Annotated in this window: 12 protein-coding genes; 1 reads left to right on the forward strand and 11 read right to left on the reverse strand. The window is 71.7% G+C overall.

Going from position 1 to position 12,486, the window contains the following annotated elements:
• Positions 1-31: 31 nt before the first annotated feature.
• The 6 genes from deoD to C8263_RS03550 all read right to left on the reverse strand — a co-directional run bounded on the left by deoD (position 32) and on the right by C8263_RS03550 (position 6,343).
• Entirely contained in the window at positions 32-739 is a 708-nt protein-coding gene (gene deoD / locus C8263_RS03525) for a purine-nucleoside phosphorylase (protein ID WP_107136712.1), read from the reverse strand.
• A gap of 102 nt (positions 740-841) precedes the next feature.
• Positions 842-2,023: an alanine--tRNA ligase-related protein gene (locus tag C8263_RS03530; protein WP_107136713.1), complete on the reverse strand. Its 1,182-nt coding sequence runs from the start codon at positions 2,021-2,023 to the stop codon at positions 842-844.
• 189 nt (positions 2,024-2,212) lie between these two features.
• Entirely contained in the window at positions 2,213-2,689 is a 477-nt protein-coding gene (locus C8263_RS03535; protein WP_107136714.1) for a hypothetical protein, read from the reverse strand.
• Positions 2,690-2,741: 52 nt separating this feature from the next.
• A complete protein-coding gene (locus tag C8263_RS03540; protein ID WP_107136715.1) occupies positions 2,742-3,209 on the reverse strand; it encodes an Rrf2 family transcriptional regulator in 468 nt (155 codons plus the stop codon).
• A gap of 10 nt (positions 3,210-3,219) precedes the next feature.
• Entirely contained in the window at positions 3,220-4,074 is an 855-nt protein-coding gene (locus tag C8263_RS03545) for a DUF1028 domain-containing protein (RefSeq protein WP_107136716.1), read from the reverse strand.
• Between the two features lie 88 nt (positions 4,075-4,162).
• The gene (locus C8263_RS03550) at positions 4,163-6,343 is read right to left on the reverse strand and encodes a putative bifunctional diguanylate cyclase/phosphodiesterase (RefSeq protein ID WP_158263733.1); all 2,181 of its coding nucleotides are present in this window, start codon (positions 6,341-6,343) and stop codon (positions 4,163-4,165) included.
• A 147-nt stretch (positions 6,344-6,490) separates the two neighbouring features.
• On the opposite strand from C8263_RS03550, the gene pyrF reads away from it, so the two are divergent.
• A complete protein-coding gene (gene pyrF, locus C8263_RS03555) occupies positions 6,491-7,291 on the forward strand; it encodes an orotidine-5'-phosphate decarboxylase (RefSeq protein WP_107136718.1) in 801 nt (266 codons plus the stop codon).
• 353 nt (positions 7,292-7,644) lie between these two features.
• On the opposite strand, the gene C8263_RS03560 is transcribed toward pyrF, so the two are convergent.
• From C8263_RS03560 to C8263_RS03580, 5 genes are all read right to left on the reverse strand, one after another.
• Positions 7,645-8,778, reverse strand: coding sequence for an FAD-dependent monooxygenase (locus C8263_RS03560; RefSeq protein ID WP_107136719.1), 1,134 nt, complete (start codon positions 8,776-8,778; stop codon positions 7,645-7,647).
• Positions 8,775-9,419 carry a TetR/AcrR family transcriptional regulator gene (locus C8263_RS03565; protein ID WP_107136720.1) on the reverse strand — a complete coding sequence of 215 codons (645 nt, stop codon included), beginning with the start codon at positions 9,417-9,419 and terminating at the stop codon, positions 8,775-8,777. The genes C8263_RS03560 and C8263_RS03565 overlap by 4 nt, the downstream gene beginning before the upstream one ends.
• On the reverse strand, positions 9,416-9,817 hold the full coding sequence (locus C8263_RS03570; RefSeq protein ID WP_146160572.1) for a DUF6463 family protein: 402 nt from the start codon (positions 9,815-9,817) through the stop codon (positions 9,416-9,418). The genes C8263_RS03565 and C8263_RS03570 overlap by 4 nt, the downstream gene beginning before the upstream one ends.
• Before the next feature lie 730 nt (positions 9,818-10,547).
• Positions 10,548-11,759 (reverse strand): cysteine desulfurase-like protein, encoded by a 1,212-nt coding sequence (locus C8263_RS03575; protein WP_107136722.1) that lies wholly within the window; start codon positions 11,757-11,759, stop codon positions 10,548-10,550.
• Positions 11,760-11,813: 54 nt separating this feature from the next.
• Entirely contained in the window at positions 11,814-12,359 is a 546-nt protein-coding gene (locus C8263_RS03580) for a YdeI/OmpD-associated family protein (RefSeq protein WP_107136723.1), read from the reverse strand.
• Positions 12,360-12,486: the final 127 nt, after the last annotated feature.

Raw genomic sequence — 12,486 nt, forward strand, 5'->3', positions numbered from 1 at the left:
CGTGGGGCCCGGCGGCAGCGCGCTGTGTGGCTTATCCGCCCAGCGCGGCGTCCAGCGCGACTTCAATCATGGCGTTGAAGGTAAGCTGGCGTTCCTCGGCGGTGGTTTCCTCGTGGGTCACGAGGTGGTCGCTGATGGTCAGCACCGTCAGGGCCTTGACGCCGTGCTTGGCGGCCAGGGTGTACAGGCCTGCCGCTTCCATCTCCACGGCCAGCACGCCAAACTGCGCCCACTGCTGGAACTGCTCGAACTGGTCCTGGTAGAAGGTGTCACTGCTCATGATGTTGCCCACGTGGGTGGTGTGGCCACGTTCGCGGGCAATCTGATAGGCGCGCAGCAGCAACTCGAAATCGGCAATGGGCGCAAAGTTCTTGTGCCCGAAGCGGACATTGTTGATGTTGCTGTCGGTGCAGGCCGCCTGCGCCAGCACGATGTCGCGCACATGCACATGCGCCTGGTAGCTGCCCGCCGTGCCCACGCGGATCAGCTGCTTGCAGCCGTAGCCGGTGATGAGCTCGTGCACGTAGATCATGCTGGACGCAATGCCCATGCCGGTGCCCTGCACAGAAACGCGCTGCCCCTTGTACGTGCCGGTGTAGCCGTGCATACCGCGCACGGTGTTGTGCAGCACAGGGTTCTCAAAGAAGGTTTCGGCAATGTGCTTGGCGCGCAGGGGGTCGCCCGGCAGCAGGACGGTTTCGGCAATCTGACCGGGTTCGGCGTTCAGGTGAAGACTCATGGCCCCCAGGCTAGCAGGGGCTGCGCGGCCCATGGTCCCCCGGCGGCGGGGTTGGGGTGGCCCACCGGGCACAGAGCCAGAACGCGGCGGCCCGCTGCCAGATCAGCCCGGCAGCAGCGTACGCGCCGCCTCCAGAAAGGCCGCCGGGTCAGGCGTGCTGCCCTGGGCCAGATCAGCGCGGCCACCCCCCTTGCCCCCGGCCACCGCCAGCGCCGCCCGCAGCAGCGCCGAGGCGTCCACAGCCGGCGCCGCGCTGCCCACACCGCAGCGGCCTTCCGGGGTGGTCGCCAGGACCACATGGCCAGGGGGCAGATCGCCCAGAGCGGCGGGCAGACCGGCCGGGCTGGGCAGCGTGAGCGCCTTCAAGCTCAGGGCGCCGCATGCCTGGGCCGGGGCGTGGTCGCGCAGGGTGCGGGCGTGGGCCGCGTGCAGGGCGTCCAGCTCGGCCTGCAGCGCGCCGGCCTGTTCGCGCAGGGCCTGCACGCGCTCTGGCAGCCGCTCCACAGGCACACTGAACCCCTGCGCCAGCGCGCGGGCCTGGGCGTACACGCCCCCCAGGTGCGCGCCCGCTTCCTCGCCCGCCGTGAAGGTGACCCGGGTCACGCCCCCCTTGATGCGCTCGTGGCGCAGCACGGCCACGGGCGCGGCCATGCTGGCGCGGGGCACATGGGTGCCGCCGCAGGCACTCACATCGAACGGCTGGCCCTGGGCGTCACGGAAGATCACCAGCCGCACGTCGCCGCGCACCGCCGTCTCGCGGCGCAGGGGGTAGCGGCTCAGCTCGTGCTGGGGCACCACGGGCGTATCCAGGGTCAGCTCTGTGCGGCCCAGGGTTTCGCGCAGCAGGGTTTCGGCGGCGCGCAGGTCGGCCTCAGTGGGGTCGCCGTGCAGGTCCAGGGTGCATTCGGGGCCCGCCATGTTCACGGCGGCCACCGTGAAGGCCGGGTTCACGCGCACGAACGCCTGGGCCAGCAGGTGCTCGCCGCTGTGGCGCTGCATGTGCCGCCAGCGCCGCGCCGGGTCCACCTCGCCCTGCACCGCCGCACTCACGGGCGGCACGTCCCCTTCCAGCGGGTGCCAGATCAGGCCTGTGTCCTTTTCCTTACGGCCCCCCAGCACCCGGGCCTTTCCCCCGGCCCAGCGCAGGGTGCCGGTGTCGGCAGCCTGTCCCCCAGCTTCGGGGTAGAGGGCGGTGGCGTCCAGGGCCACCTCTGAGCCCTGCACCTGCGCCACCTGGGCAGCGAAGGTCAGGCGGGTGCTGTCGTGATAGAGCGGGCGGGTCATGGGCGCCAGGGTAGCGCCCCGGGGAACGGGCCGGCGCCGGGCTTTTCTCGGTACCGGGCAGCGCGGTGGCCGCTGGCCAGAGGATTCGAGGAGTGGGCTGGAGCAGACCAGCGCCCCTGTTCCAGGCTGAACCGTCCCTCAGCTCAGTGGTGCAGAGAAGCCGTGAGTGGCCTGCGCCCCCCGTTCGTCTCAAAGCTCCAGGCTCTCGGGGGTGTGGCCCGGGGGCAACAGCCACAGGCACAGTTCTATGGGGCAGTCCCGGTCGGCCTGCTGCAGGCCCAGCGAAACCGTGCGGTCGGCCAGCAGCCAGTGCACCCGCCCGCCCGGGGCAGACGCCGTGCGGGCCGGCTCGCCCAGCACCGGCGCGGCCTGGGCCAACGCCGTGGCCAGCGCCGCCTGCGCCGTGACCCAGCGCTCCTCCATGACCGCGTCGGGATCGTCCAGCTCCTCTTCGGTGTAATCGCCGCGACCGTCCAGCAGCTCCGCGAAGTCCTCGGAGGCGTGCAAGGTGGCCCGCAGGTAGGGCGTGCCGTCCGGCGCGTCCCCGGCCACCAGCCGAAGGCCCCCGGGCAACGGAACACCCCCCCCAGGCAGGGCAGCCCAGTGAACGGGCAGGGTGGGCAGGGCCGGCCACAGGGCCGCGCGGTCAGAAGCAGAAAGGGGCATGGCCCCCAGCCTAGAGCCTGCCGCGCCAGCAGCGGCCAGAGCAGCAGGTGACCTAGGCGTTGGGCTTGAGCAGATGGGTCAGGCAGTGACCGTAACTCACGCCCTGGCGGGCGTCAGTGACCAGGTCAGCCACGCTGAACTCCTGCAGCACACCCAGCATGGCGTCACGCATGCGGGTGTACACCGTGTTGCGGGCGTGGCAGCGCGCCTCTTCCACGCAGGGTTCATGCCAGTTGAGGCTGATGCACGACAGCGGCGCCACCGGCCCGTCAATGGCGCGCACCACCTCACACAGGCTGATGAGCTGGGGCCTGCGCGCCAGGGCGTAGCCGCCGCCAATGCCCTTTTTGCTTCTCACCACGCCCTTGGCGCTCAGGGCCGCCAGAATGCGCACCAGATAGGGCCGGTGCACGCCCGTGGCCTCGCTGATCTCCTCGCTGGACACCCAGCGCTCGGAGGGCTGGGCGCCCAGGAACCCCAGCGCCTGAAAGGCGTAGACATCGGTGGCGGACAGCCGCATGCGGCGCAGTCTACCCCGGGTGGCGCGCCTGCAGGTACGCCAGCGCCACCGGGTCCACCTCGCCGCCCGGCACCCAGCGCTCTTCCAGGTTCTCGGTGCCGTACATCGCCCAGGCCGCCGCCTCGGTCTGCTCGTCCCAGTTGCCCTCTGGCAGCGCCGGCGCGTAGCCCCCGCGCACCAGCAGGGCGCGCAGCCAGCCCAGCTCGGCGGGCGTGAGGGGCCGGGTGCTTTCGGGGCGGGTAAACAGCAGGTCGTGCAGGTCCAGCAGGCGGCTCAACTCGGCGCAGGGCGATTCGTGGTCGTCGGCGCGCAGGTTCACCCAGTCGTCGGTCAGGCCGCCGTAACCGCGCCCGGGGCCCGCGCACAGCAGGGCCGCCGACTGCCGCCCGCGCCGGTCGCCCCCGGCACGGTCCCCGGCCACCAGCGCCGAGAGCAGCCGCCGGGGCAGGGGCAGCCCGGCGCCCGCCTCCCAGGCTTCGCGCATGGCCGCCACCACCCCGGGCCCGGTCAGGATGTTGCCCTGAATGGCCACGTCCGGCGCGGCGTGGCCCCCCGCCCAGGCATGGCACCCGGGCCCGGTGAAGGTGGCGCTGTGCCCGGAGGCCGACACCAGCCCGAACTGGCGCTGCGCGATGCCCGGATCTTCGGCCTGAAACTGCGCGGCGATCTCCTGGGGGCGCTGGCCCGCCGCGAGGCGCTGCAGCCCCAGGGGGCCAAAGGTGGGGTTCACGTAACTCTGCGTGGCCACCGCGCCCACACCGCCCTGCACGAACGGCACCAGCGCGCCCACCGCCAGGAATTTGCTGGCCACTGCCACCCCCAGGTCACCCGTGCGCGGGTCGCGCCCCACGATGGAAAAGGTCATGGGCGCAGTCTAAGGCGGCGTGGGCGGCGCGGTGGATGTCGCCGGGGCTGGCCCGGGACTGGGCCGCCGCACTTCCCTTCCCCGGCGTTCAGGCCCGGACCTGCAGAAAGGCTGCTGCCTGCTCCGGCGGCACCGGGCGGCCCAGGGCGTAGCCCTGCACGGCGTCGCAGCCCAGGTCGCGCACCCACGCCACCTGCTGCGGGGTCTCGGCGCCCTCAGCCAGCACCGAGATGCCCAGGGCGTGCCCTAGGGCCACCACGCCGCGCACGACGCTGCGTTCAGGCGGGCAACCCTGCAGGGCCTGCACAAAGGAACGGTCGATTTTCAGGGTGTTCACCGGAAACACGTTCAGGTGGCTGAGGCTGGAATAGCCGGTGCCAAAGTCGTCCAGCGCCATGCGCACGCCCAGCGCCCCGATGTCGGCCAGTACCCCGGCCGCCCGGGCCGGATCCGTGAGCAGCGCGCTTTCGGTGAGTTCCAGTTCCAGCTGGCCCGGGGCGGCCCCGCTGGCCTCCAGCGCCGCGCGCACCTCGGCCACCAGCGGCGGGTGCAGCTGCGCGGCCGAGACATTCACTGCCATGCGCAGGGGCCGCCCGGTCTGCAGGCTCCAGCGCTGCAACTGCGTGCAGGCCGCCCGCAGCACCCAGCTGCCCAGCGGCACAATCAGGCCCGTGCGCTCCGCCACCGGCAGGAAGGCGCCGGGCGGAATCAGGCCCTGTTCGGGGTGGCGCCAGCGCACCAGCGCCTCGAAGCCGATCACCTCCATGGACCCCAGGTCAACCTGCGGCTGATAGTGCAGTTCCAGCTGCCCGCCCTGCGCCAGCGCCTGACGCAGATCGTGTTCGTACTGCAGCGCGGTGTAGTGGCCATCAGGGATGGCCGGCACGAAGTGGTGCAGCCCCTGTCCGGTGCGCTTGGCGTGGTACATCGCTTCATCGGCGCGTTGCAGCACCGCCTCCACATCGGCGCCGTCGCGCGGGGCGCTGCTGGCCCCCACACTCACGGCCGGCGCAATCTCGTAGCCCGCCACCTGCAGGGGCCCCTGCACACCAGCCAGCACCCCCTGGGCCCACTGCACCTCCTCGGCCTGGGTCTGCACCGGCAGGGCCAGGGCAAACTCGTCGCCGCCCAGCCGGGCCGCCAGCCCCTGGGGCGGCAGGGCGCGCGCCAGGCGCCCGGCCATGGCCCGCAGGTAGGCGTCGCCAGCGGCGTGACCCAGCGTGTCGTTCACCCATTTCAGGCGGTCAATGTCCACAAACAGCACCAGCACGGACCCGCCGCCCGCGCCCCGGCGGCGTAGCATGTGGCCCAGCCCTTCCAGAAAGGCGCGGCGGTTGGGCAGCCCGGTCAGGGCGTCGTGCAGCGCGAGGTGCGCCAGCCGCTGGCGCTGGCGCCGCCGCTCGGTGCTCAGGGTGGCCAGCACCATTGTGGTCAGGGCCAGGGTGGTCATGAGCAGCTGCATGTCCAGCCGCTGCGGCGCGGAGGCGCCCGTGGCCCAGGCCAGCAGGGTGATGCCCGCACTCATCAGAAGGCTGCCCAGGGTGGCCAGCGGCAGCCCCTGCTGCAGGGCCAGCCACAGCAGCGGCAGAAAACACAGGTACAGCACCTGCAGTCCGTGCGCCGCACCCAGGCCAAACACCAGCAGCAGGGTGGCGGGAATGGCCAGCAGCTGCAGCGCCAGCAGCCCGAACCGGCGCCGCGAGCGGCGGTCTGCCTCCCCGGGCCCTGTGGCCCCAGGCCGCTCACGGCGCCGCAACAGCAGCAGCGGTGGGGTCAGCGCCACGATGCCCACCAGATCGCCCACCCACCAGTTCAGGATGGCGGTGGACCACGGCAGGCCGGGCAGTCCGCCCGCCAGCTTCAGAACCGACACTGTGCCCAGGGCCGCCAGCCCCGAGGTCAGCACCGCCGCCGTGGCAAAGCGGGGCACGTCGCGCAGGCCCACCGCCCCCGAACGCCAGCCCGCGCTGCGCCGCAGCAGGGCGGCCCCCAGCGTGTAGGCGGTTACGTTCACCAAAGACGCCAGCAGGTCTGGTGCGTGCGGCGAGAGCAGGGCGCCCCCCAGCGCCACCGTCAGCAGCGCCCACGGCGCAAACCGCAGTCCATAGGCGGTCAGAAACGCCAGAATCAGGCCGGCGGGCAGATACCACGCAGACAGGCCGGGCGCGCCCTGAAAGCGCAGCGCCGTGGCCTGCAACCCCAGGTACAGCGCGGCAAACAGCGCCGCAGGCAGCGCAGCGGACAGCAGAGCAGAACGGCGCGGCGGCATCTGGAACCTCCTGTGGACTGGGCACGCTGCGAGCCCCATTCTCCCCGGCGGGCCCTGACCCTGGGGTCATTGTAGTGAGGCGGGGGCCGCTGCGCCGCCGGGCTTCTAGCGGCGCAGCGGCCTGGGCCCGTGTTAGCCTCGGGCCCGATGACCTTTGCGCAGGCTGTGACCGACCGCACCCGCCGCCTCGACACCCGCCTGTGCGTGGGCCTGGACCCCCGCCTGGAGACCTACCGCGACCTGGACCACCTGCGCGCCCACACGCTGGACGTGCTGGAGGCCACCGCGCCCTACGCCGCGTGTCTCAAACCGCAGTTGGCCTTTTACGAGGCTGCCGGGCTGGCCGGGCTGACGGTGCTGCACGAGGTCTGCGCCGCTGCCCGCACGCTGGGGCTGCCGGTGCTGCTGGACGGCAAGCGGGGCGATATCGGTTCTACGGCGCAGGCATACGCCCAGGGCTGGCTGGCGGGCGACCACGCCGGCTCGGCGCTGACGGTCAACCCCTTTCTGGGCTTCGAGACCCTGACCCCCTTTGTGCAGACCGCCCGGGCCAACGGCGGCGCCGTGTTCGTGCTGGTCAAGACCAGCAACCCCGGCCAGGCCGACTTGCAGGGCCACGGGATCAGCGAGCGCGTGGCCGGTGAGGTGACGCGCCTGAACACGCAGGAGGAAGGCGAGTACGCCAGCGTGGGCGCGGTGGTGGGGGCCACGCACCCACAGGACCTCGCGGCCTTCCGGGCGCGGCTGCCCCGGGCGCTGCTGCTGCTGCCGGGGCTGGGGGCGCAGGGCGCGGGGGCCGCGCAATTGGCGCCGGCGTTTGATGCCGGGGGCACCGGGGCGCTGGCCAGTGCCAGCCGGGGCGTGCAATATGCCCGGGGGCTGGATGTCGGGGCGAGTGTGGCGGCAGCGCGGGGCTTCCGGGACGAACTCAACCGCGCCCTGGCCTGAGTGACTGGCCCCTCCCCTGCCTGCATCCGGGCCAGCAGGAGCGGAGGTGGGCTCAGCCAGCTTCCGAACCGGGCCGTGACGCATAACGGAAGTTTTCCGACCGGAGGGACCCGCAGAGCGGCGGCGCAGCGCAGGCAAGCGGGCGAATGGCCGGGCAATGGGCTGGACCAGCGCTGAAGGCGGGAAACACCCTCCTTCTTCCTGGATGGTCCGGAACTGGACGGCCGGCCGTCTCATACGGACTGCCGTCCATTTCCGGAGATCCGTATTTTTCCTTCTCTGCTGCGCAGCTCTTCGAGTCCCTCTGGTCGAAAAAATTCCGTAACACATGACGGAATTTTTCGGAAGCCGTCTCAGCCCACGTCCAGATTGACGGTGAACAGCCCCTGGCTGGAGCGCTGCGCGGCGGCGGGTGGCGTGAGGCGCATGGCCAGGTCCCGCAGGGCGCGCAGCGTGCCAGATTCCAGTTGCCCGGCCTGCCCCAGCAGCCACGACTGGCGCTGCACCGCTCTCACCCGGGGCCGCCGCTGGGCCTCGTACCGGTCCAGGGCCGCCGGCACGTCAGGGGCAGCCAGGAGGTGCTGGCCCAGCACCCAGGCGTCTTCCAGTGCCAGGGCCGCCCCCTGGCCCAGATTGGGGGTCAGGGCGTGGGCCGCGTCGCCCAGCAGCGTCACGTGGCCCTGTCCCCAGCGGCGCAGCTGCACCTCGTGAATGTCGGTGCGGATCACGGGGGTCCCCGCGTCCAGCCCCGCCAGCAGGGCCGGGGCAGGACCGCCGAAGGGGGCGCCGTGGGCCAGCACCTCGGCCACGTCGCCGGGCCGCTTGGCCTGTCCCGGGGGCTGTTCGGGGGCGTTGGCAGTCAGGTAGCCGTAGGTCTGCTGTGGCCCAATCGGCACCAGGCCCAGGCGGCAGCCCCGGCCCCACAGTTCGGTGGCCTGGGCCGGACCCGGCAGCGGCACCACGAAGCGCCAGCTGGTGTAGCCCGCGTAACGCGGCGCGGTTCCCCCGAACAGCAGCCGCCGCACCGAGGAGTGCAGGCCGTCGGCCCCAATGACCGCGCGGCACCTATGCACCGTACCGTCGCTGAGCACAGCGTCCACGCCCGCCGGCTGCGGCTGCAGGGCGCGCAGGGTGGTCCCAAACAGGATCTGCCCGGCCAGCCCCTGGCTGAGAATGCCCTGCAGCGCGGCGCGGTGCACACCCACTGCCCCGCCCCAGGCCGCGTAAGACAGGGTGTGCAGCGGCTGCCCCGCAGCGGTGGTCAGCTGCGCGGCGCTCAGGGGGTACCCAGCGGCGCGCGCCGCCTGGGCCAGCCCCAGCCGCTCCAGCACCTGCAGGGCGTTGCCGCCCAGAATCAGGCCTGCGCCTACGGGTCGCAGGGCCGCCGCCTTCTCGATGACCCGCACGGGCACACCATGGGCGGTCAGCACCTGGGCCAGCGCCAGCCCGCCAATGCCCGCCCCCACGATCAGCACTGAAGCGGTCATGCCGGGCCCCTGGCCGCCGCGCTGGCCTGCAGGGCCCGCGACTGCAGCCCCAGCAGGGCCGCCAGCTGCTCGCGTGCGTGCGCCAGCGTGCCGCCCCCCGACAGCCACCCCACCAAGCACGCCTGATACAGCGAGAAGATGGCGAAGGCGGCAGTGGCGGGGTCGAGATCGGTGGCCACCTCGCCGGCCTGCTGGCGGGCCCGCAACAGGCCGGCCAATTGCTCCACAAAAGCGTGGCCCTGCTCCAGTTCACGCGTGCGCTGCGGACTGTCGTGAAACAGCACCAGCCGCAGAAAATCGCTGGCCAGCGCCGGCCTCGCCTCGTAAAAGGCGAAGAAGGGGTCAAACAGGCCCGGCAGCACCTGAAAGAGCGGCCCCGACAGCCGCTCCGGGGCCAGGGCCTCCTCTATGGCCTGGGCGATCACGTCGTGAAACACCATCAGCAGCAGATCGGCCTTGTCGGTGGCGTAGCGAAAGACGGTGCCGGGGGCCACATCGGCCTCGGCGGCAATCTGCCGGATGGTGGTGGCCTCGTAGCCCTGCTGGGTGAACAGGGAAAGGGCGGCGGCCTGGATGCGCGCCCGCTTGTCCTGCTTGTGGCGCTCGCGGCGGCTGGGGGCGCCTGGCAGCGGGCGCGTCATGACACGGCCTCTGGGGGCGTCACGGGGGCCTGGGCCTCGGCGGCCATCAGGAGCAGCGCCGGCACCAGATTCAGCCAGAAGCCACTCACGGGCGCCAGGGTGAGTTGCAGGACCGTCAGCGCCAGCAGGCCCAGGCCAGTGCCCCGCGGCGGCCGTCTGCCCTCGCGGGCGGCGGCCAGCACCCACAGGCCCCAGAGCGCCTGTGCGCCCGCAAAGCTGCCCAGCGAACTCCAGAACGCGGCGTGCCGCTCTGGTTGTGGCGGGCCCCACGGCGCACCGATCATGCCCGGCAGGCCGCCTGGCGCCAGCGTCTCCAACCCGGGCAGCACGCTGCCCAGTGCCAGCGCCATGTGGCCCAGCGCCACCCCAATCAACAGTCGTCCGGCCCAGCGTTGCATAGTCTCTCCTTTGGTGAACATGATCAAAACTGAACATGTTCATTTTTGAAGAGAGGGCTGATCCAGAGCCAGGAAGAATGTCCCCTCTGCCGGTTGACGGCAGATGCGAGAGCCCCGCCCTTCAGCAAGGTCGCGGCTGAGAGACAGGGCCAGGAAGAACCCCCCGCGCTGTTAAGGACGTCGCCCCTTACGTTGCGAATTTTCAGGAGAGCACCGAACAGTCTCCACTCCCGGTGCAACGTCCTTTTTTCGAGACTCGCTCTGCTGCGCCGCTGTTCCGGCCCACTCGGTTGATCGGGGGCTTGGCAGCGAGCGACTTAAGGGCCTCGCCCCTTCCCCGGGCTAACGGTTCAGAACCGCGCAGCAACGTGTCCATTCCCGGTGTGAGGCACTGTGTTCGCCACTCGCGCTGCGGCGCCGCTGTCCCAGCTCGCTCGGTTGATCGGGGGCTTGGCAGCGAGTGATACGGGTTCCGAAAAATTCCGTAACGTGTTCCGGAATTTTTTCGACCAGAGGGAGAGGGAAAAGAGACGGATTTCCGGGAATTGGAGGAACATCCGGCGCTGTCCCGGATGTGACGGAAATGGACGGCAGTCCGTATGACTGGGCCAAAGGGCCCGAAAGCGGCCCTTCGACGTCGCCAGCGCTCCTGTTCTTGACACAGACGCCGTGTGGTTGCTTCAGCGCCAGTCTGCCAACCGCAACGCGACATGTCTCATCAGCGCCAGGCTCAATCCAGCGCGGCCAGCAGGCGCTCGATCTCGGCCTCGGTCGTGTAGTGCGCGATGCTCGCGCGCACCACGCCCTCGGGGTACAGGCCCAGGTCTTTCAGGGGCTGCGCGGCATAGAAGTGCCCGGCGGCCACGTCCACGCCGCGTTCACTCAGGCGCCACGCGGTCTGTTCGGGTACCTCGCCGCGCACCCGGAAGGCTACGGTGCCCACGCGGCCCGCCGTGCCCTGAGGCCCATATACCGTCACGCGCTCCTGGGCCAGCAGGCCCTGCACCAGCCGGGCCATGACCGGGGCTTCCAGGGCCTGAATGCGGGCCGACGCCGCGTCCAGGGCGGCGCGGGTCAGCTCGGGGTGGCCACCCAGTTCGCGCAGGTAATCCAGGGTGCCCAGCCAGCCGGCCAGCAGTTCAAACTGCGGCGTGCCGTGTTCCAGGCCCGTGACGTCGCCGGCCGGCACAAAGTCCAGACGGGACCAGGGCAGTCCGGCGCGCAGGTCCGGGCGAAGCCACAGCGCGCCCAGGTGCGGCGCCCACACCTTGTAGGGACTGAAGGTCAGGAAGTCAGCCCCCAGGGTCTGCACGTCGGGAAAGGCGTGGGGCGCGGCGTGAACCGCGTCCACCACCGTCCAGGCCCCGGCGGCGCGGGCCAGGGCCGTAATGGCGCTCAGGTCCGGGGTCACGCCCAGGGCGTTGCTGGCCGCCGTGACCGCCACCAGCCGGGTGCGCGGCGAGAGCAGCGCCGCGAGGTCGTCGACCTGCAGGGTCATGTCTGGCTGACGGGCGTGCCACACGCGCACGGTCACGCCCACCCGCGCCAGTTCGCGCCAGGGGCTGGCGTTGGCTTCGTGCTCCAGGCCGCTCAGGATCACCTCGTCGCCGGGGCCCCACAGGCGGGCAAAGGCGGCGGCCAGCCGGAAGGTCAGCGCCGTGGCGCTCTGGGCCAGGGCCACGTCCTCGGGCGCGGCGTTCAGGAACAGGGCGGTGGCCTCGCGGGCGCGGTGCTTGAGGGCCAGAATCTCGCGCCCCGGGCGGTGGCCGGGCATGGCGTTGGTGGCCCCGTACCGGGTGAGGTGCGCGGTGACAGCGGCGATGGCACGGGTGGGAATCAGGCCGCCCGCCGCGTTGTCCAGGTAGGCGCGGCCCTGCTCCAGCGGCGGAAACTGGGCACGCAGGTCGTCACGGGTGGGCAGCGGCGCAGTGGAGGCAGTCATGGCCCCGAGTCTAGGGGGTGCGGGCCCTGACCAGCGCGCCCCCAGCAGGCCCCCTCAGCGCATCACGCCGAACTGCTTGTTCTGCCGGGTCCTGGCCACGAAATGGCCCAGGCGTTTCTCGAACTCGGCGGGGCGGCCCCGCATCTCCTCGATATAGCCAATGCGAATGCGGCGGTAGGCCTCAGGCAACGCCTGGTAGTGGCGCCACACCACCGGGTCGGCTTCCAGCGCGGCCCGGAGATCCGGGGCCAGTTCGACCGGGCGCAGGGTCAGGTCGGGCAACGCGGCCCGCCCGGCGTCGGTCATGCGGCCCTCCTCAATCAGGCGGCGGGCGCGGGCCTTGTTCAGTTCGGTCCAGTGGCTGCCCGGGCGGCGCGGGGTAAAACGCTGGGCCAGCCACTCCTCGTCCAGGCGTTTGGCCAGGCCGTCTATCCAGCCAAAACACAGCGCCTCTTCCACCGCGTCCAGGTAGGGCACCGCGCGCGCCCTGCCCTGGCGGGCCGTCACCAGCCAGATCTCCGCAGCGCTGGCGTGCTGGACCTGCAGCCAGCGCCGCCACGCGGCCCGGTCTGCCGGGCGTACCTGCTCTCCAATCTCCACAGTGGCACCTCCTGCGCCCCAGGGTAGGCGCGGCCCGGGGGTCGGGCCGTCAGCTGGCGCACACCGGAGGGGGCCGCCTTGCCTTTTCACGCCCGTTTCATCCTCCCAAGGTGGGATGCAGCCCTCA

The sequence above is a fragment of the Deinococcus arcticus genome, from assembly GCF_003028415.1.
Classification (GTDB): domain Bacteria; phylum Deinococcota; class Deinococci; order Deinococcales; family Deinococcaceae; genus Deinococcus; species Deinococcus arcticus.

What these genes read in the sequence shown, in the direction of transcription:
- deoD (WP_107136712.1), bottom strand. Translation starts at nt 739, where the DNA reads ATGAGTCTTCACCTGAACGCCGAACCCGGTCAGATTGCCGAAACCGTC.
- C8263_RS03530 (WP_107136713.1), bottom strand. Translation starts at nt 2,023, where the DNA reads ATGACCCGCCCGCTCTATCACGACAGCACCCGCCTGACCTTCGCTGCC.
- C8263_RS03575 (WP_107136722.1), bottom strand. Translation starts at nt 11,759, where the DNA reads ATGACTGCCTCCACTGCGCCGCTGCCCACCCGTGACGACCTGCGTGCC.
- C8263_RS03560 (WP_107136719.1), bottom strand. Translation starts at nt 8,778, where the DNA reads ATGACCGCTTCAGTGCTGATCGTGGGGGCGGGCATTGGCGGGCTGGCG.
- C8263_RS03550 (WP_158263733.1), bottom strand. Translation starts at nt 6,343, where the DNA reads ATGCCGCCGCGCCGTTCTGCTCTGCTGTCCGCTGCGCTGCCTGCGGCG.
- pyrF (WP_107136718.1), top strand. Translation starts at nt 6,491, where the DNA reads ATGACCTTTGCGCAGGCTGTGACCGACCGCACCCGCCGCCTCGACACC.
- C8263_RS03540 (WP_107136715.1), bottom strand. Translation starts at nt 3,209, where the DNA reads ATGCGGCTGTCCGCCACCGATGTCTACGCCTTTCAGGCGCTGGGGTTC.
- C8263_RS03570 (WP_146160572.1), bottom strand. Translation starts at nt 9,817, where the DNA reads ATGCAACGCTGGGCCGGACGACTGTTGATTGGGGTGGCGCTGGGCCAC.
- C8263_RS03565 (WP_107136720.1), bottom strand. Translation starts at nt 9,419, where the DNA reads ATGACGCGCCCGCTGCCAGGCGCCCCCAGCCGCCGCGAGCGCCACAAG.
- C8263_RS03545 (WP_107136716.1), bottom strand. Translation starts at nt 4,074, where the DNA reads ATGACCTTTTCCATCGTGGGGCGCGACCCGCGCACGGGTGACCTGGGG.
- C8263_RS03535 (WP_107136714.1), bottom strand. Translation starts at nt 2,689, where the DNA reads ATGCCCCTTTCTGCTTCTGACCGCGCGGCCCTGTGGCCGGCCCTGCCC.